Origin of the sequence: Paracoccus angustae, from assembly GCF_042648745.1 — a bacterium.
GTDB lineage: Bacteria > Pseudomonadota > Alphaproteobacteria > Rhodobacterales > Rhodobacteraceae > Paracoccus > Paracoccus angustae.
In genome coordinates this window covers 36,078-54,910 of sequence record NZ_JBHRXY010000013.1, presented here as the reverse complement: position 1 = coordinate 54,910, position 18,833 = coordinate 36,078, and the positions used below count along the sequence as shown (strand labels likewise).

The following is an 18,833-nucleotide window of genomic DNA, read 5'->3' as shown; positions in this document are numbered from 1 at the left end:
ATGATCACCGCAACGCCAACACGATTTGCCGACATGCCGAGAACGCGCGTTTTCAACTAAAAAGCGCAGACTTTTCTGTTGCTTGCATTTCACACCGTGTGCAACTTTGGAGTTCTAACGGAGACAAGTCCGATGATTTCAGGAACCCGATTCTCGTTCAATCATGACGAGGAAACTACAAAGCCAGAGCTACCGAAGAACTCTTTTTCGGCAATTTTCCTGCCGGTCGTCTGTTGGATGGCGGCATGTTCTCCGCAATTGGCAAAAAGCGACAGTTTTGACACTTATTCACTGGAGAAATTTTATGATGTCGAAACGGATTGCGAGACGAGGAAAAGCGACCTGATCCAATTGCAGAGATATGGTCAATACATGCTTTATACGGAAAGCAATGATGAGAAGATCATCAAGAAATTTGCGATTGGCTACGGTAGCGAAAAATGCCTTCACATTTTTTATGGAAATAAAGTGCTAAGCAGAATTTCAAGCCTTGAGGATCTCCTTCTTGATGGCCCCAGTGATTTGTCGCCTTTTGTCATTAACGACGATCTGGAAATAATAACTTACAATTACATGGAAGAAAACGGCATCGATGACAGCCAGATACTGGTGTTCAGGCTCGACGCCCTGGATCCGGACGATCCAGAATATTCAGCTTCGATCACCTCTTCATTCCATGACGGAAAACTCATAGCGTCTTCCACTACCGCTATCGATAGCTCAGGAAAGTATGCTGACAAAATTGTGGCTAGGGGTAAAAATGTGATTCAACACTGAAAAACAACTTTGGAACAATGTTCATGATGTGGAGGATCAGATCATGGCCTGTGTTATGCGAGTGCAATTCGGGGTCATGCCTGTGAAAGGCCTTAGCTTCACAAGCATTGCTGCCGTGCTTCTGGCAAGCATGCCGTGCACCCCTTCGGAGGCCCGAGAAACGTTTACGAACCGTGAGCTGATTTATCAGTTCGAAGAAATAAATGACGAAGTATTTGTGGAAACGACGGTTTATCATGATGATTCTTACATAATTGTGCATGAGGATTTCAACAGAGTATGTCGTAATGAAATAGGATTAAAATATACTACCGAGTATATACCAAAACATCGGATAGTGTCTATTGAACTCTCTCAGATGAACGGCAGGTATGGTTCCTACTATCGTCTGGGGCGGAACGTCGAAGAGAACAATGGTCACAAGGAAAGAGATTCATGTTCTGGAAAGACCAGCATATCACCACTCGGATCGACAGCGCTGGTCATCACTGGATCAAATCCGGCTGTCGCTCAACGACTCATCACTATATCTTGGGAAGCAACGTTAGATAAACGGTTAGATAGATGACAGACCATCGCCGCGATTTGAGTAACGCAACCGACAAGGAATTGGCGGATGTGATATCCACTGCCGAAGGCAAGACCAATTTTAGTGTTAACGTAGAAAACTTAAGGCCATAGCATCGGTTGTAGCGGAATTTTCTGCGCAGTATGCTACGAGGAAGTCCTTATTAGGTAAAGATGCAATGAAGAGAGCACCTGATGCTCTGGGCCCTGCAATGGAGGCACTTGGTGAGGCTTTTAAGCAGGACGCGGAGCAATGGAATGAATTGAAGCTCTTTGCTGAGTGGATTATTCAAGAACGTGAAAGAAAAACAGGCTTTCCGGCGGCTCCTCTCGATGAACCTGCATCAAATTATGATGGCGATCCGGATAACGATGGCGCCAATCCCGGATATACTGTTGAAGACGAGTTCAATGACCGTATTCGTAGTGGCATAGGGACAGAGCAGAAGATCTCCTATGATCCAGCCAATATTTTTGATTTCGAAACAGGCGACGGCGGCGACCATCGCGGCAATCCTTCCGGAGGCGGTTCGTCGGACGGCCGCGGCTCCGGCACCACCGGCACGAGTTCGAGCGACAATGGTGATGGGAGTCTTGGCGGTGGCTCGAGCTTTGGTGGCGACCGTCCGGACCGAGGCGGCAGCAGTGGCAATGGCAGCAACTCCGGCGGAAGCAGCGGAAGCGGAAGTTCCGGCGGCGGCCTGACCAGCAGTGATCGCCCGGAGAGTAGGCCTGATACATCCGGTGGTTAGACCGGGGGCAGCAACGGAGGAACAGACGGTGGCCAGGTCGGAAACAATGGTGAACAGCACCCGGACGGCCCTACTGTTGGTGACGGTAATGAGCCTGCCGATACAGGACTTTACTCTCCTATAATTATCGATCTGGACGGAGACGGGATCGAACTCGATATCACCAGGCAGGTCTATTTCGACACGGACGGCGACAGCTTTCTTGAGCAGACGGCTTGGGCTGCGTCCGATGATGGCTTCCTGATTGTCGATCTGAACACCGACGGCAGCTTCGGTGGCACCGGCGATAATGCCGTTACAAATTCGAAGGAACTGATCCTGCCAAGGATTCTCGGGCGCACCGACATCTCCGATCTCCAGGCGCTGGCGATCATGGAGAAGAGCACCCAGTATGGCGGCAACAACGACGGCGTCCTGAATGGTTCGGACGTTCTGTGGAAGCAGCTGAAGGTCTGGCAGGACAAGGACCGGGACGGCAAGGTCGATGCCGGCGAGATGAGAACGCTGGCGCAGGCCGGCATCCAGTCGATCCGGCTGTCCTATGACGATCGAACGGGGTTTGCCGACAAGAGCAATGATATCGAGTTCATGGGCAACACCCTGCACGGCTCGGCATCCTATACGAAGACGAACGGAACTGTCGTGAAGGGCGGCCTTGGAGACGTTTCGCTGTCCTACAACGCCCAGGGCTGGCGCCGCATCGACACGGCGCTTGGCTATGACATTCAGTTCGAGGCGGGCGGCAAGCTGTCCCTTGCCGAACTGGAAGGCAAGTCCTCCGCCAACCTCAACCTCGATGTCGAAGCTCTTGACGGGGCTGTCGGCGATGCAAGGGCGAATGGCCTTTGGGCCTATAGGCATTCCCGGTCGGTGCAGATCGCGGGCGGTGCGGGGGACGACGACATCAATGGCAGCTAAAACGATGACATGCTGTCGGGCGATGCTGGCGCGGATCAGATCAGGGGCATGGGCGGCAACGATCTCATCTTTTTCGATGCCGCCGATTTGGCATCCGGAAAGCTCGTCGAAGGGAATGAAGGCATCGACACCGCTTATGCCGTCGGCTCGACACCTGTTAGCCTCAAACTGATCGACCACACCTTCGAGTCGGCTTATGGCGGCAGCGGGAATGATCGTCTCGATGGCACCGGTATTGATGATGATCTTCCCATCCATGGTGGCCAAGGCAACGATACCATTGTCGGCGGAAATGGCGACGACGACCTGTCGGGGGACGAGGGAAGCGACGTGGTTTCCGCTGGTGCCGGTGATGACCGGACCAGTGGCGGGAATGGGAACGATACCTTGGGCGGGGGTGCGGGATCGGACCTCCTTTCCGGCGGCAATCACAACGACAGTCTGGACGGCGGAACAGGGGACGATCTTCTATTCGGCGGTGCTGGAAACGACTCTCTGAATGGTAGTGCTGACGACGACCGCGTCGATGGAGGCATTGGAGACGACACGCTCGACGGCCAGGAGGGCGATGATGTTCTGATTGCCGGTGCCGGCAATGATCGGCTGACCTTCTGGCGGGGAGATGATACGCTACAAGGTGAAGACGGAAACGACACTGTCGTCATGCAGAGGGGAGACCTGCGAGAGAACTTCTACGGCTGGACCGTGGTTCAAGGCGGAAAGGGGTCCGACATCCTGATCCTTCCCTTCACCAAGGCGGATTGGTGGCAGAAGAAGGTTTCCGGCACGGCCAACCAGTGGACCTTCTTCTATCGTGATCCCGACGATTATGGAAAATCCATGGTCATCAGCATTCAGGACATCGAGAAAGTCCAGTTCGCCGATGGATCGACCCTGGCGCTCAGCACGAACACTACCTTGGATACCAGCGACGATTACAGGCGCGTGGGCCACAATGTCTACGACGGTGACAGCAAGGCCGTACCGGTTGGCGTGTATCACTCATCTGAAGGGGCCTTCAACGGCTACATGGGGGATGACTTCATGGATGCCGAGAGAATGGTGCGTGTCGGCCCAAGCGGCAGCGAGGGAGACAGATATTATACTCTCGGCGCCTATAACGACTTCATTCGCGGCATGTCCGGACAGGACACGATCTTGGCCAGTGCCGGAAATGACCGTGTGCTCGGGGAGTTCGGCTCTGACGCGCTTCGCGGAGAAGCTGGAAACGATCAGCTTTTCGGTGGATCGGGATCGGACCAGATTTGGGGCGACACAGGCAACGATACGATCCAGGGAAATGCTGGAGCCGATGTCCTAGCTGGTGACACTGGAAACGATTTGATCGACGGTGACGATGGCGGTGACATCGTCAGCGGCGGGCAGGGCGACGACACGTTGATCGGCGGCATGGGCGCAGATCTGATCTACGGCGGAATTGACGATGATCTGCTCCAAGGCGGCACAGGGGCTGATCGTCTTTACGGCGATGCCGGCAACGACCGCCTCGAAGGCGAGGCTGGTGCCGATGTCCTGGCGGGTGGGGATGGCAATGACTCTCTCTGGGGCGGTGATGGCTTCAACGTCTTGAGCGGCGATGCCGGAAATGACGTCCTGGTTGGCGGGGCCGATGACGATCTGCTTTCGGGAGGCGTGGGAGCCGACAGGCTGGATGGATCATCGGGCCGCGATACGCTGCTTGGCGGCGCGGGGGCCGACACGCTGGATGGCGGCAGCGGGATTCTCGATCTTGTGTCCTATGAAGACTCAGCTGTCCGCGTGGTGGTGGATTTGGAGGTCATCTCCGGTGCCGATACGCTTCAATCCGCCAGTGGTGGAGACGCGGCAGGGGACGTCCTAGGCGGCTTTGAGCAGGTTTGGGGATCGGACCACAATGATGCGATCTCCGGCTCCAGCATCGACAACGTCCTGGCGGGTGGAAAAGGCGACGACATTCTTTACGGCTATGATGGCCATGACGACCTGATCGGGGGCGAGGGGGAAGACACTTTAGCCGGCGGTGCGGGTAATGACCGTATGTGGGGCGATGCCGGAAATGACGTGATCTGGGTCTCTCCGGGCGAAGACACCATCTATGGCGGGACCGGGTGGGACACCTTTGATCTCTCGACATCGACCTCCTCGGTGTCGATCGACTTCATCACCCAGGCCCATACCGGCTTCGTGACCGGAAACCTGATCTACCAAGTGGAACACATCGATGCCGGAAGCGGCAACGATACGCTGCGGGGAACAGGAGGATCGAACCGCATCGATAGTGGTGCAGGCCATGACCTGATTATCGCCACGCTTGGAGCCGATACCCTGATTGGCGGCAGCGGCGTTGACCGAGTCAGCTATGAGAATAGCAGCGCTGGCGTTGTCGCCGATTTGGTGAATGAGACATTGAACACTGGTGCCTCGGCCGGCGACAGTTATGAGACAGTCGAGAACATCACCGGCACGGACTATGACGATATCCTGCGGGGTAGTGGTGCCGGCAACAACCTTCAAGGAGATGCGGGTAATGATCAGCTTGAAGGCCGGGAAGGCGACGACACACTTGGCGGAGGAGACGGCAACGACAGTCTTTTCGGAGGAACGGGAGCTGACAGCCTCTATGGTGGTGAGGGCAACGATGCCTATTGGATTGATGATGTCGATGACCGGATTTCTGAAACGGAAGACGGGGGCACGGACATCATCTACACGACCCTCAGCATCGGTCTCACCAGCAGCGCTTGGGCCAATGTCGAAAAGGCCACCCTTTTGGGTACCGCAGCAGGCAATTTCAACGGCTCGGCAGCCAACAACGCTCTGACCGGAAATGCCGGGACCAACACCCTCCAGGGTTACGATGGCAACGACAGCCTGAATGGCGGTGCTGGCGCCGACAAGATGGTTGGCGGCGATGGGGATGATGCCTATTGGGTGGAGGACGACGAAGATCTGATTGTCGAAGCCGAAAACTCCGGCTTCGATCGCCTTTTCAGCGTGATCTCGGTCGATCTGGATAACCCAAGTAATGCTTTTGTCAACTTGGAAAGTGTGACGCTGCAAGGAACCGGGAACCTTTACGCTTATGGATCATCTGCCAACAATGTCCTGATCGGCAATAGTGGCGACAACATCCTCGGGGGCAGGGCAGGCAGCGATAGCTTGGCCGGTGGCGGCGGAGAAGATACGTTTCGCTTTGTCAAAGGCTATGATCAGGAGGTCATCACGGACTTCGAGGATAACATCGACACGATCCGAATGCTCAGCTTCGGGGTGGCGAACTTCACCCAGGCGAAAACTTATGCCACACAGAGCGGGGCCAATGTGATCTTCGACTTCGGGGCAGGCGACATCCTGACAGTACGCAACACCACCATCAATGCCCTGGCGGATGACGTGGTCTTCGTATGAGGCCTTCTGCCATCATGAATCCCGAAAGGGACAAAACGAATGACTCGGAATGGGGCAGCACGGCTGCCCCTATGCCTTTCGACATTAGTTCTTCGTTCAAGCTTTTCTGAACTGTCAGTTGGCATACCAAGCGAGCCAACTGATGAACACCAATGAGGATCAGCGCCAGCTTTGGTGAGCAAGACAACGGCCTTCTACAGACGCTGTCAGCATCGAGATGTTGCCAGAAATTTCCCTGCCGACCGTCAGGTCGGCAGGGTCATGAGTATTATGTTCAGCAACGAACCAAGGCATCACAGATCCCTGCTTCTCTCGGATTTACAAAAGCTCTACCCAGAAAGGTAATGTCCTACTGCGGAGAATGCGTCAGGTGTGCGCCCTGCGGCTTTTTTCATGCCAGGCGCAGGCGCGGCAGCGATGCGGCGGCGGCGCACCAGGCAAGCGCGGCGCAGAGCGCGATGGCCGCGACCATGCTGGCGGCGCTGTTGTCCATGAAGGGGCCGGTCAGCGCGATCATCACGCCCCCGGTCAGCATCTGGAACGTCCCGCCCAGGGACGACGCCAGCCCGGCGATGTCGGGATGCGGATCCAGCGACATGACCATGGCCGTGGGCATCACCAGCCCCAGGCAGGCATTGCCCAGAAACAGCCCCGCCATCACCACCGGCAGCGCGTCCAGGCCCAGCCAGACGATCAGCGCCAGCGCGATCATGATCCCGGCAAAGCCGGTGATCGCCAAGGAGATCACCCGCTCCATCCCGTGGCGCTGCGCCATCGGTCCGGCGAATTGGGACGCGGCGAAGAAGCCCACGGCATTGACCGCGAAGGCCAGCGAGAAGCCGGTCGGCGACAGCCCGTACTGGCGGGTATAGACAAAGCTGGCCGAAGACAGGAACACGAAGAAGCTGGCCATGCCGAAGCCGCCGATCATCGTCAGCCCCATGAAGCGCCGGTCGGTCAGCAACCGGCGCGCGCCCGACAGCATCGGCGGCAGGCTGACCGGGCGGCGCTGTTCGGGGGCCAGCGTCTCGGGCAGGGCGAACAGGATCAGGGCCAGGCTGACAAGCGCCGCGACGGCCAGCACGGCGAAGATCTCTCGCCAGCCGCCCCAGGCCATGATGACCGATCCGGTGAGGGGCGCGAGCATCGGGCTGACCGCGATGACGATCATGATGGTGGACATCACCTTGGCGGCCTCGGGTCCGGTCGCCACGTCGCGGATGACCGCGCGCGGCACGGCCATCAGCGTGGCCGCGCCGAGGCCCTGCATCGCCCGCGCGGCGATCAGCCAGCCAAGGGTGGGAGCCAGCGCGGCGGCGACGGTTGCCGCGGCGAAGATCGTCACCCCGACCACCAGCGGCGTCTTTCGGCCCACGGCGTCGGCCATCGGGCCATAGATCATCTGAGCGATTCCGAAGACGATGAAATAGGATGTCAGCGTCAGCGCCGCCCCTGCCTCGGTCGTGGAAAGGTCGGCGGCGACCTGCGGCAGGGCGGGCAGATACATGTCGATGGCAAAGGGGCCGACGGCGGACAGGACGCCCAGCACAAGGGCCATGCGGAACAGGGGATCGCGCATTGGACATTCCGGGATTGGCTTGGGCCTGCTTGGTGCCAGCTTATCGGCGCGGCGGCAAGGCTTGATGACCGTTCCCGCCGGGGGTAACTGGCGGCATGGCCAAGCTGTATTTCCACTATTCCACCATGAACGCGGGCAAAAGCACGCTGCTGCTGCAAGCGTCCTACAACTATCGCGAACGGGGGATGCGGACGCTGCTGCTGACGGCCGCCATAGACAGCCGCGCGGGCCAAGGCCGCATCGCCAGCCGCATCGGCATCGCCGACGACGCGCTGACCTTCGACGCGGACACCGACATGTCCGCCCTGGTCCGGGACCGCGGCGCGGATTGCGCCTGCGTCTTCTTGGACGAGGCGCAGTTCCTGACCCCCGCCCAGGTGTGGCAATTGGCCCGCGTGGCCGACGACCTGCGCATCCCCGTCATGTGCTATGGCCTGCGCGTCGATTTCCGGGGCGAGCTGTTTCCCGGATCCGCCGCCCTGCTGGCCCTGGCCGACGACCTGCGCGAGGTCCGCACCATCTGCCATTGCGGCAAAAAGGCCACCATGGTGATCCGCCGAGACGAGGCGGGCCGCGTCATCACAACGGGCGCCCAGGTCCAGGTCGGCGGCAACGAGACCTATGTCTCGCTCTGCCGCCGCCATTGGCGCGAGGCGACGGGGAACTGATCTTCAATTCTCGCGGAAGCTGTATGGCCCGCGTTGCGACAGGCCTGGGCTTGCTGTAACCATCGGCCGAAACAGGCAAAGGATCTTCCATGCGCGCGTTCCTGCTGCGGCTTTTCGCCCTTCTGTCCCTGGCCGCCCCCGTGCAGGCGTTCGAGACCAATGCGACCTCGGCCTGGGTTTACGACGTGAACACCAGCACGGTGCTGATGTCGAAGAACGCCGATGTGCCGATCCCGCCCGCCTCGATGTCCAAGCTGATGACGCTGTACATGGTGTTCGAGGCGTTGCAGAACGGCCGCCTGAAGCTGACCGACACGCTGCCCGTGTCCACCCGGGCCTGGCAGATGGGCGGATCGAAGATGTTCGTCGAACCCCGCGACACGCCCACCGTGGACCAGTTGATCAAGGGCGTGATCGTGCTGTCCGGGAACGACGCCTGCGTGGTTCTGGCCGAGGGCCTGGCGGGAACCGAGGAAGCCTTTGCCCGCCAGATGACCGAACGCGCCAAGACGCTGGGGCTGAAGCATTCCGTCTTCAAGAACTCGACCGGCTGGCCCGCCGAGGGCCATGTCATGTCGGCCGAGGATCTGGGAATGCTGGCGATGCTCCTTATCCGCGACTTTCCGCAATACTACGGCAATTTCGCGCTGACCGAATTCCGCTACATGGACCGGGTGCCGTCGAACCGCTTCAACCGCAACCCGATCCTGAAGCTGGACATCGGGGCCGACGGCCTCAAGACCGGCCATACCCAAGAAGCGGGCTATGGCCTGGTCGGGTCCGCCGTGCAGAACGGTCGGCGGGTGATCTTCGTGGTCAGCGGCCTGCCGTCGGACACCGCGCGGGCCGAGGAATCCGAGCGGATCGTCAACTGGGCCTTCCGCCAGTTCAGCATGGAAACGCTGGTGCCCGCGGGCGAAACGGTGCTGGAGGCTCCGGTCTGGCTGGGCACGCGGTCCCGCGTGGGTCTGACCACCAAGGATGGCGTGAACGTGCTGATCCCCGCCGGATCGCAGGATCAGGTCAAGGTCGAGGCGGTCTTCGATTCGCCCATCCCCGCGCCCATCGCCAAGGGCGATCCCGTCGGCCGCCTGGTTGTGACCGTGCCCGGCACGCAAGAGGCCGTCACCCCCCTGCTGGCCGCCGAGGACGTGCCCGAGGCCGGTTTCGCGGGCCGCATGAAGGGCGCCGTCATGCGTCTTGGCCACAAGGCGGTCGAGGCAGCCGGCCTTTGATGTTCATCAGCTTCGAGGGGATCGACGGCTGCGGCAAGTCCACGCAGGCCCGCCTGCTGGCCGAGGCCCTGCGGGCCGAGGGCCGCGCGGTCGTCCTGACCCGCGAGCCCGGCGGCAGCCCGGGGGCCGAGGAGATCCGCCGCCTGCTGGTGGAAGGGGCGGGCGAACGCTGGTCGGCGGAAACCGAATGCCTGCTGTTCACCGCCGCCCGCCGCGATCACCTGGAACGCGCCATCCGCCCGGCCCTGGCCGCCGGGCAAACCGTCATCACCGACCGTTTCGCTGATTCGACCCGCGTTTATCAGGGCGCCACGCGCGGCGACCTGCGCGGTTTCGTGGACCGGATGCACGACCTGGCGATCGGCGTGGAACCGGACCTGACTTTCGTCATCGACCTGGATCCCGCGACCGCGCTTGGCCGGGGCAACGCGCGCGGCGGGGCCGAGGATCGCTTCGAAAGCCTGGGCCTGTCCTTCCAGCGGCGGCTGGCGCAGGGCTTCCGCGCCTTGGCCTCCGAGTTCCCGGCCCGCGTGCGCCTGATCGACGGCACCGGCAGCGAGGCCGATGTCGCCGCCCGCATCCGGGCCGCGTTGTGAGGACCGATCCCGACGACATACCGGAACCCGACCGCGTTCCCGGCGCGCCGCATCCGCGCCATACCGACCGGGTGATCGGCCAGGACCATGCCATCGCCGAGTTCACCGACGCCGCGCGATCCGGCCGTTTGCACCACGCCTGGCTGCTGACCGGCCCGCGCGGCGTCGGCAAGGCGACGCTTGCCTGGGCCATCGCCCGCTGGATGCTGGCGGGGGCGGCCGGTCCGTTCGGCGCGGCCGACACCCCCGAGGCGCGGCGCATGGCGGCGTTGGCGGAACCGCGCCTGCATCTGGTCCGCCGCCCTTGGGACGACAAGGCGGGCCGCCTGTCCGCCCAGATCACCGTGGACGAAATCCGCAGGCTTCTGTCCTTTTTCCACCTTTCCGCGGCCGAGGGCGGGCGCCGCATCGCCATCATCGACGCCGCCGACGACATGAACACGGCCGCCGCCAATGCCCTGCTGAAGGTGCTGGAAGAACCGCCCGCCGACGCGCTGATCCTGATCGTCGCGCATCAGCCCGCCGGCCTGCTGCCCACGATCCGGTCCCGCTGCCGCACCCTGCGCTTGTCGCCGCTGAACCCTGCGCAGATGGGCGATGTCCTGTCCCGCCTGGGCATCGACGAGGACGCCGAGGCGCTTTCCGCCCTGTCCGACGGCTCGGTGGGCGAGGCCTTGCGCCTGGCGGGCCAGGGCGGCCTTGACCGCTATCAGCAGCTTGTGGACCTGATGGCCACCCTGCCCCGACTGGACCGTCCGCTGGCCGCCGCCTTTGCCGACGCGGCGGCGGGGCGGGCGGGGGCCGAGGGCGATCCCTTTGACCTGACCATGACGGTGCTGGACCGCTTTCTGGCCCGCACCGCGCGGGCGGGGCTGATGGGCGCCCCCCTGCCCCAGGCCGCGCGCGGCGAAGGGGCGCTGCTGGCTCGCATCTCGCCCGACGACCGGGCGGCGCGGGCCTGGGCGGACGCGCAGGCCCGCCTGTCGGCCCGCGCCCGGACAGGGCGGGCGGTCAACCTTGACCCTGGCGCGCTGGTGATGGATATGCTGATCGAACTGGCGCATCTGCCGCCCGCGCGATCCGCCCTGCCAGCCAAAGGTTGATCCATGTCCAACGCGGCCTCTCCGCCGGCTCCTCCCGCCATTGTCGACAGCCATTGCCATCTGGACTTCCCCGACTTCGACGGCGAACATGACGCCCTGATCGACCGCGCCCGCGCGGCAGGCGTCACCCGCATGGTCACGATCTGCACCCGCCTGCGCCAGGAACCCCGGGTCCGCGCCCTTGCGGAACGCTACGCCGGCGTCTTCTACGCCGCCGGCACCCATCCCATGAGCGCGGCCGAGGAGCCCATGGCGACGGTGGACCAGCTTGTCGCCTTGTCGGCCCATCCGAAATTCGTGGGCATCGGCGAAACCGGCCTCGACTACCACTACACCGCCGACAGCGCCGCCCTTCAGGCCGAAAGCCTGGCGGTCCACATCGAGGCAGCGCGCCGCACCGGCCTGCCGCTGATCATCCATTCGCGCGATGCCGACGGCGACATGGCCCGCATCCTGGCGGACGAACACCGCGCGGGCGCGTTTTCCTGCGTGATGCATTGCTTCACCTCGGGCGCGGCCCTGGCGCGGACGGCGCTGGACCTCGGGTTCTACCTGTCGATCTCGGGGATCGCCGCCTTTCCGCGTTCCACCGACCTGCGCGCGATCTTCGCCGCAGCCCCCCTGGACCGCATCCTGGTCGAGACCGACAGCCCCTATCTTGCCCCGCCCCCGCATCGCGGCAAGCGCAACGAACCGGCCTATGCCGCGAAAACGGCCGCCATCCTGGCCGAAGCCCTTGGCATGGACTATCCGCAGTTCGCGGCGCGAACCTCGGCCAATTTCGACCGGCTGTTCCCGAAGGCCGCCCCATGATCCGCGCGACGATCCTGGGCTGCGGATCCTCGGGCGGCGTGCCCCGGCTGGGAAACCGCTGGGGCGCCTGCGATCCCGCTGAACCCAGGAACCGCCGCCGCCGCTGCTCGATGCTGGTGGAACGTCCCGGGCCGCGGGGCGTGACGCAGGTGCTGATCGACACCGGCCCCGACCTGGTGCCGCAGCTGCTGGACGCCGACGTGGCCACGCTGGACGCGGTGGTTTATACCCATCCCCATGCCGACCACATCCACGGCATCGACGACCTGCGGCAGGTGGCCTTCAACGCGGGCAGGCTGATCCCCGTCTGGGCCGACATTCCCACGTCCGAGCAACTGCTGGACCGCTTCGGCTACATCTTCAAAACCCCGCCCGGCAGCTACTACACGCCGATCTGCGACCTGCACCTGATCGACGGCCCCATCGCCGTGGACGGGCCCGGCGGCCCGGTCACGCTGATCCCCTTCCGCGTCCAGCACGGAGAGATCACCGCCCTGGGCCTGCGCATCGGCGGGCTGGTCTACCTGCCCGACGTGTCCGAGATCCCCCACCAGGCCTGGCCCCTGATCCACGGGGCCGAGGTCTTCGTCTGCGACGCCCTGCGCCCGCAGCCCCATCCCAGCCATGCCCATCTGGCCCGGGCGCTGGACTGGATCGCGCGGTCGGGATGCCCGCGCGGGGTGCTGACCAACATGCATATCGACATGGACTATGCCACCGTCGCGGCCACAACGCCCGACCACGTCGTTCCCGCCTTCGACGGCATGGTGATCGAGGCCACGGCCGAGACCCCCGACCACCCCGCCGCGCTATGAGCGCGCTGTTCAACATCATCGTTCCGGTCTTCCTGATCGTTGGCTTCGGCTATCTGGTGGCCTGGCGCGCCCTCTTCCGCGAAAGCGCGGTGGACGGGCTGATGGTCTTCGCCCAGAACTTCGCCGCGCCCACGCTGCTGTTCGCCTCCATGGCGCGGCTTGACCTGGGAACGGAGTTCCGCGCGGGCCTGCTGCTGCCCTTCTATGTCGGCGCCTTTTCCAGCTTCTTCATCGGCTGGGCGGGGGCACGCTTCGTTTTCCGCCGCCCGCCCGTGGATTGCGTCGCCATCGGCTTCACCTGCCTTTTTTCCAACAGCCTGCTGCTGGGCATCCCGATCACCGAGCGCGCTTATGGCCCGGACTCGCTGGCGGGCAACTGGGCGATCATCGCGATCCATTCGCCGCTGCTCTACACCTTCGGCATCACCTTCATGGAATTCACCCGCGCCCATGGCAGCGGCTTGTCCGTGGGCCGTGTCGCCCTTCGCGCGATGACGGGGGTGCTGCGGACGCCCCTTGTGATCGGCATCCTGGCGGGCATGACGATGAACGTGCTGCAACAGGCGGGCCTTGTCATGCCCGAGGGCTTCTGGGCCGCCGTGGACATGATCGCCGGTGCCGCCCTTCCCGCCGCGCTGTTCGGCCTGGGCGGCATCCTTTACCGCTACCGCCCGGAAGGGGACACGGGGGCCATCGCGATGTGCTGCGCCTGTTCGCTGCTGATCCATCCCGGCATCGTCTATGCCCTTGCCCGAATCACCGGCCTGGACGATGCGGGCTTGCGGTCCGCCGTCATGACAGCCGCCATGGCGCCGGGGGTCAACGCCTATCTGTTCGCGAACCTTTACGGCGCGGCCAAGCGCGTCGCCGCGACGACAGTGCTTGTCGGCACCGCCGTTTCGGTTCTGTCAATCTGGATGTGGCTGGCGATCCTGCCGTAGAGCCGCTTCTTCTTTGCCTAAATACCCTGCGGGGGTCTGGGGGCGCAAAGCCCCCAGCCTGTCACCTGGGCGTCACGCCCCGGATCCGCTCGGACCGCCGCCGCAGCAGTTCCACCGTGGTCAACAGCGCGATCGAGAAGATCACCAGCAGCGTCGCCACCGCGAGGATCGCGGGGCTGATCTGCTCGCGGATGCCGTTCCACATCTGCCGCGGGATGGTCTGCTGGTCCGGCCCGGCGATGAACAGCACCGCCACCACCTCGTCGAACGAGGTCACGAAGGCGAACAGCGCGCCCGAGATCACGCCCGGCAGGATCAGCGGCATGGTCACGCGAAAGAAGGTCGTGCGCGGATTGGCCCCCAGCGAGGCCGCCGCCCGGTTCAGCGACTGATCGAAGCCCACCAGCGTCGCCGTCACGGTGATGATCACAAAGGGAATGCCCAGCGTCGCGTGAGCCAGGATCACGCCCAGATAGGTGCCCGCCAGCCGCCCGCAATTCGTGGGCAGGCCAAAGACGCCCAGCAACTCGCAGGGATTCGAGTAGAAGAAGAACATCCCCGTCGCCGTGATGATCAGCGGCACGATCATGGGCGAGATCAGGATCGCCATGATCGCCCGGCGGAACGGCATCTCGGGGCGCGACAGGCCAAGCGCCGCCAGCGTCCCCAGCACCGTCGCCACGATGGTCGATGCCACCCCGATGATGATCGAGTTCTTCGCGGCCTTCACCCAGTTGGCGTTGTTCCAGGCGTCCGCCCAGAAGGCCCAGCCGGTCGCGTCCGGGTTCTGCATCCCGAAGGTCAGCAGGCTGCGATACCAGCGCAGGCTGTAGCCCTCGGGATCAAAGGACAGCATCCGGTCGGTGAAGGTGAAGTACGGCTCGGCGTTGAAGGACAGCGGGATGATCACTACGATGGGCGCGATCAGGAAAAAGAAGATCAGCCCGCAGATCACCAGATAGGCGTAATGCCAGATGCGCTCCAGGGGCGTTGCATAGGTCGGGACTGCCATGGATCACCCCAGCTTCAGGTTGTCGATGCCGACCATCCGGTCATACACCCAATAAAGCAGCAGAACCGCGCCCAGCAGCAGCGCCGCCAGGGCTGCGGCCATCGACCAGTTCAGCGTGTCGGTCATGTGCATCGCGATCATGTTGGAAATCAGCTGCCCCGACGATCCGCCGACCAGCGCGGGCGTGATGTAATAGCCCACGGCCAGGATGAACACCAGCAGCGCCCCCGCCCCAAGGCCCGGCAGCGTCTGCGGGAAATACACCCGGCGGAAGGCGGTCCAGCTTGTCGCGCCAAGGGACCGGGCGGCGCGGACATAGGACGGGTTGATGGTGCGCATCACGGAATACAAGGGCAGGATCATGAAGGGCAGCAGGATATGGGTCATGGCGATGATCGTGCCGGCCTGGTTGTAGATCATCTGCAACCGCCCGTCCGGCCCGATCACCCCCAGCCAGACCAGGATGTCGTTGATCACCCCCTGCTGTTGCAGCAGCACCATCCAGCTTGTGGTCCGCACCAGAAGCGAGGTCCAGAAGGGCAGCAGCACCAGGATCATCAGCAGGTTCGACTTGCGCATGGGCAATGTCGCCAGCAGATGCGCGATGGGAAAGCCCAGGACAAAGGTGATAAAGGTGATCACCAGCGACAGCCAGAAGGTGCGCATGAACAGCATCACATAAACCTGCTGGCGCTCCTCGACCTGCTGGATGCTGCCGTCGGCGCCGCGCTTGCGGTCCACGGCGGCCAGGTAGAAGTTGCCGGTCACGGGGTTGGAAGCCTCGCGCATGGCGGACCACAGGACGGGATCGCCCCAATCCTCGTTGATCTCCAGCAGCGCGTCCCGATAGGGCGGCTCGAGGCCCCGGCGGACCTGCCTGCCGGTCGAGGTGAACAGCGACCGCGTGCCCGGCACGTCGTAGTTGATGCGCGTGCCCACCACGCCAATGGTGCGCGCCTCGGCCGACGCTTGCAGGTCGGCGGCCAGCGCGGTCCAGGCGGCGTCGTCAGGCTCGGTTCCGCGCGGGTTGTCGGCGAACCATTGCGACAGTTGCGGCATATTGGCCGAAAAGCCGTCGTTGTAGAACGACCGCTGCAACATCTGCCCGATCGGCACCACGAAGGTGATCAGGATAAAGGCCAGCAGCGGCAGCACCAACAGAAAGGCGCGGCGCCGGGCCAGCGCCTGCGACCGGGCCAGGGCGCGCACCAGCGGCCTGCCGTCGGCGGTCCGCAAGCTGCCGTCGGTCAGGCCGGAAGCCGTTGTCGCAATGGCTGCGTGCGGATCGAGTGCGTTCGCCATGTCTTCCTCAAGGTATCGTTGGCCGCCGCCCCGCGGATGCCGGGCGGCGGCAGTCGTCATGTCAGGCGCCGGCCAGCCAGCTGTTGAAGCGTTCGGACAGTTCGGCGTCGTGATCGGCCCAGAAGGCCGCGTCGTTGACCAGGGCGCGTTCGGCGTTCTCGGGCGTCGTCGGCAGATAGGGCGCCATTTGCGTGGTGCCGTCCTTGTAGGTGCCGACGCTGGCCGCCGCCGATTTGCGCGGCGGGCCGTAGGCGATGTATTTCGACAGGTCGGCCTGCCGCGCGGGGTCCGAGGCGAAGGCGATGAACTGCATCGCCACGTCCTTGTTAGGCGCGTCCTTCGGCACCACCCAGTAATCCATGTCCAGGTTCACGCCGTCCCAGACAAAGGCGAAGGGCTTGCCTTCCGAAACGATGGCATCGAAGATCCGGCCGTTGTAGGCCAGGGTCATCGACACCTCCTTGTCGGCCAGAAGCTGCGGCGCCTGCGCGCCCGCTTCCCACCAGATCACCTCGTCCTTGATGCTGTCCAGCTTGGCGAAGGCGCGGTCCACGCCCTCGGGCGTCGAAAGCACCTCGTAAACCTGGTCGGGCGGCACGCCGTCGCCCAGCAAGGCGAATTCCAGCGCGTATTTCGGCCGCTTGATGATGCCGCGCTTGCCGGGGAACCTGTCGGTGTCGAAGAAATCCGCGACGGTCGCCGGCGCCGCGTCCGGGAACGCCTCGGTGTCATAGGCGATGACCGTGGACCACACCATGATCGCCGTCGCGCAGTCGTGCAGCGCCGAGGGAAGGTAATCCTCGGTCGCGGGCGTGCCGTCGGCGGCGGCGGGCAGGATCGCGGGGTCGATCGGCTCGATCAGGCCCTCGTCGCACAGGCGGATCACGTCCGACTGTTCGACATCATAAACATCGCTGGTGATATTGCCCGCCTCGACCTCGGCCTTCAACATGGCGGGGGGGTTGTCGTTGTCCACCATCGTCGTCTGGACGCCCGTCACGGCGGTGAAGGGCTTGACGAAAGCCTCGTTCACGGCGGCCCCGAAGGCGCCGCCATAGGTGGTGATGTTGATCGGCCCTTCCTGGGCCTGGGCCGCGGCCCCGGCCAAGGCCGCCAGCACCGTTCCTGCAATCAGTCGTCTGGTCATGGTCTGCTTTCCCGAACCCTTTGGGTGAAAAACGGCGCCACGTGCGGCGCCGCTCGATCAGGCACCGGCAAGCCAGCTGTTGAAGCGTTCGGACAGTTCGGCGTCGTGGTCGGCCCAGAACTCCGGATTGTCCACCACGGCGGAGGTCAGGTGGTCGGGATTGGTCGGCATGTGCGGGGCCATTTCGGTCGTGCCGTCCTTGTACATGCCCACCAGCGGGGCCGAGGACTGCCGCGCCGGGCCATAGGCGATGTATTTCGCCTGATCGGCCAAGGGCTGCGTGCCGGTGGCGAACTTGACGTATACCACGGCGGCTTCCGGGTTGGGGGCGTCCTTGGGCACGACAAAGGCGTTGATCTCCAGGTATTGCCCGTCCCAGATCACGTCGAAGGGCTTGCCCTCGCCCACCATCGCGTCGAAGATCCGGCCGTTGTAGACGGTGGTCATCACGACCTCTCCGTCGGCCAGCAGCTGCATCGGCTGCGCGCCCGCTTCCCACCAGATCACGTCGTTCTTGATGGTGTCCAGCTTGGCGAAGGCGCGGTCCACGCCCTCGGGGGTGGCCAGCGTGTCATAGATCTGGTCGGCCGGCACGCCGTCGGCGATCAGCGCCAGATACAGCGTCCGCTTGGGCGACTTGGGCAGGCCGCGCTTGCCGGGAAACTTCGCGGTGTCGAAGAAATCGGCCACGGTCGCTGGAGCCTCGCCCTGGAACTTCGTCTTGTCGTAGCCGATCACGGTGCCCCAGACGATGTTGCCCACGGCGCAGTCGGACAGCGATCCTTCGACGAAATCCTCCTCGGCGGGGGTGCCGTCGGCGCCTGCGGGCAGGTCGGCGGGATCGAATTCCATCAGCGCGCCTTCGTCGCACAGCCGGATCGCATCGGCCATCGCCAGGTCGAAGACATCGCCGGTGACGTTCCCCGCCTCGATCTGCGCCTTGAGCGGCGTGGCCGGGTCGTCGGCGGCGATCATGTTGGCCTTGATGCCGGTCGCCTCGGTGAAGGGCTTGTTGTAGGCCTCGACCTGGCTGACCTCGTAGGCGCCGCCCCAGGACACGACGTTGACCTCTTGCGCGGGGGCCGCGAAGGCCAGGCCGGCAAGGGCGGTGGATAGGACCAGAGTGGTTTTCACGTTATTCTTCTCCCGTTGGTGGTGGGGTCGTTGCCCCTTGTTCTTGGCCCGCTGTGGGCAAGGGGC

17 protein-coding genes are annotated in these 18,833 nt (G+C 63.3%); 12 read left to right on the top strand and 5 right to left on the bottom strand.

All coding sequences use genetic code 11. The features are described from left to right. Positions 1-132: 132 nt before the first annotated feature. The 5 genes from ACFOM8_RS14590 (at position 133) to ACFOM8_RS14570 (ending at position 6,422) form a co-directional block, all read left to right on the top strand. A complete protein-coding gene (locus ACFOM8_RS14590; protein ID WP_377762560.1) occupies positions 133-777 on the top strand; it encodes a hypothetical protein in 645 nt (214 codons plus the stop codon). 28 nt (positions 778-805) lie between these two features. Then, entirely contained in the window at positions 806-1,345 is a 540-nt protein-coding gene (locus ACFOM8_RS14585; RefSeq protein WP_377762558.1) for a hypothetical protein, read from the top strand. A gap of 211 nt (positions 1,346-1,556) precedes the next feature. After that, the gene (locus ACFOM8_RS14580; protein ID WP_377762556.1) at positions 1,557-2,096 is read left to right on the top strand and encodes a hypothetical protein; all 540 of its coding nucleotides are present in this window, start codon (positions 1,557-1,559) and stop codon (positions 2,094-2,096) included. Positions 2,097-2,468: 372 nt separating this feature from the next. After that, positions 2,469-3,014, top strand: coding sequence for a hypothetical protein (locus tag ACFOM8_RS14575; protein WP_377762554.1), 546 nt, complete (start codon positions 2,469-2,471; stop codon positions 3,012-3,014). Between the two features lie 9 nt (positions 3,015-3,023). After that, positions 3,024-6,422 (top strand): calcium-binding protein, encoded by a 3,399-nt coding sequence (locus tag ACFOM8_RS14570; protein WP_377762552.1) that lies wholly within the window; start codon positions 3,024-3,026, stop codon positions 6,420-6,422. 391 nt (positions 6,423-6,813) lie between these two features. Here ACFOM8_RS14570 and ACFOM8_RS14565 read toward each other — a convergent pair whose 3' ends face one another. Continuing rightward, positions 6,814-8,001: a multidrug effflux MFS transporter gene (locus ACFOM8_RS14565; protein WP_377762551.1), complete on the bottom strand. Its 1,188-nt coding sequence runs from the start codon at positions 7,999-8,001 to the stop codon at positions 6,814-6,816. A gap of 95 nt (positions 8,002-8,096) precedes the next feature. Between ACFOM8_RS14565 and ACFOM8_RS14560 the strand changes: the two genes are divergently transcribed. From ACFOM8_RS14560 to ACFOM8_RS14530, 7 genes are all read left to right on the top strand, one after another. Continuing rightward, the gene (locus tag ACFOM8_RS14560; protein ID WP_377762549.1) at positions 8,097-8,669 is read left to right on the top strand and encodes a thymidine kinase; all 573 of its coding nucleotides are present in this window, start codon (positions 8,097-8,099) and stop codon (positions 8,667-8,669) included. An 89-nt stretch (positions 8,670-8,758) separates the two neighbouring features. Then, the gene (locus ACFOM8_RS14555) at positions 8,759-9,904 is read left to right on the top strand and encodes a D-alanyl-D-alanine carboxypeptidase family protein (protein ID WP_377762547.1); all 1,146 of its coding nucleotides are present in this window, start codon (positions 8,759-8,761) and stop codon (positions 9,902-9,904) included. Further along, positions 9,904-10,500 carry a dTMP kinase gene (gene tmk / locus ACFOM8_RS14550; protein ID WP_377762545.1) on the top strand — a complete coding sequence of 199 codons (597 nt, stop codon included), beginning with the start codon at positions 9,904-9,906 and terminating at the stop codon, positions 10,498-10,500. Before ACFOM8_RS14555 ends, tmk begins: the two co-directional genes overlap by 1 nt. Continuing rightward, positions 10,497-11,603: a DNA polymerase III subunit delta' gene (locus ACFOM8_RS14545; protein ID WP_377762544.1), complete on the top strand. Its 1,107-nt coding sequence runs from the start codon at positions 10,497-10,499 to the stop codon at positions 11,601-11,603. The genes tmk and ACFOM8_RS14545 overlap by 4 nt, the downstream gene beginning before the upstream one ends. 3 nt (positions 11,604-11,606) lie before the next feature. Continuing rightward, positions 11,607-12,416, top strand: a complete 810-nt coding sequence (locus ACFOM8_RS14540) for a TatD family hydrolase (RefSeq protein ID WP_377762542.1) — start codon at positions 11,607-11,609, stop codon at positions 12,414-12,416. After that, the gene (locus ACFOM8_RS14535; RefSeq protein WP_377762540.1) at positions 12,413-13,231 is read left to right on the top strand and encodes an MBL fold metallo-hydrolase; all 819 of its coding nucleotides are present in this window, start codon (positions 12,413-12,415) and stop codon (positions 13,229-13,231) included. Before ACFOM8_RS14540 ends, ACFOM8_RS14535 begins: the two co-directional genes overlap by 4 nt. Further along, positions 13,228-14,172, top strand: a complete 945-nt coding sequence (locus ACFOM8_RS14530) for an AEC family transporter (RefSeq protein ID WP_377762538.1) — start codon at positions 13,228-13,230, stop codon at positions 14,170-14,172. Before ACFOM8_RS14535 ends, ACFOM8_RS14530 begins: the two co-directional genes overlap by 4 nt. 61 nt (positions 14,173-14,233) lie before the next feature. Here the strand turns inward: ACFOM8_RS14530 and ACFOM8_RS14525 are convergent, their stop codons facing one another. The 4 genes from ACFOM8_RS14525 to ACFOM8_RS14510 form a co-directional block, all read right to left on the bottom strand. Continuing rightward, the gene (locus tag ACFOM8_RS14525) at positions 14,234-15,184 is read right to left on the bottom strand and encodes an ABC transporter permease (protein ID WP_377762536.1); all 951 of its coding nucleotides are present in this window, start codon (positions 15,182-15,184) and stop codon (positions 14,234-14,236) included. A gap of 3 nt (positions 15,185-15,187) precedes the next feature. Continuing rightward, on the bottom strand, positions 15,188-16,486 hold the full coding sequence (locus ACFOM8_RS14520; RefSeq protein ID WP_377762534.1) for an ABC transporter permease: 1,299 nt from the start codon (positions 16,484-16,486) through the stop codon (positions 15,188-15,190). A gap of 61 nt (positions 16,487-16,547) precedes the next feature. Continuing rightward, on the bottom strand, positions 16,548-17,633 hold the full coding sequence (locus tag ACFOM8_RS14515) for an ABC transporter substrate-binding protein (protein WP_377762532.1): 1,086 nt from the start codon (positions 17,631-17,633) through the stop codon (positions 16,548-16,550). A 57-nt stretch (positions 17,634-17,690) separates the two neighbouring features. Continuing rightward, entirely contained in the window at positions 17,691-18,767 is a 1,077-nt protein-coding gene (locus tag ACFOM8_RS14510; protein ID WP_377762531.1) for an ABC transporter substrate-binding protein, read from the bottom strand. Between the last annotated feature and the right edge of the window lie 66 nt (positions 18,768-18,833).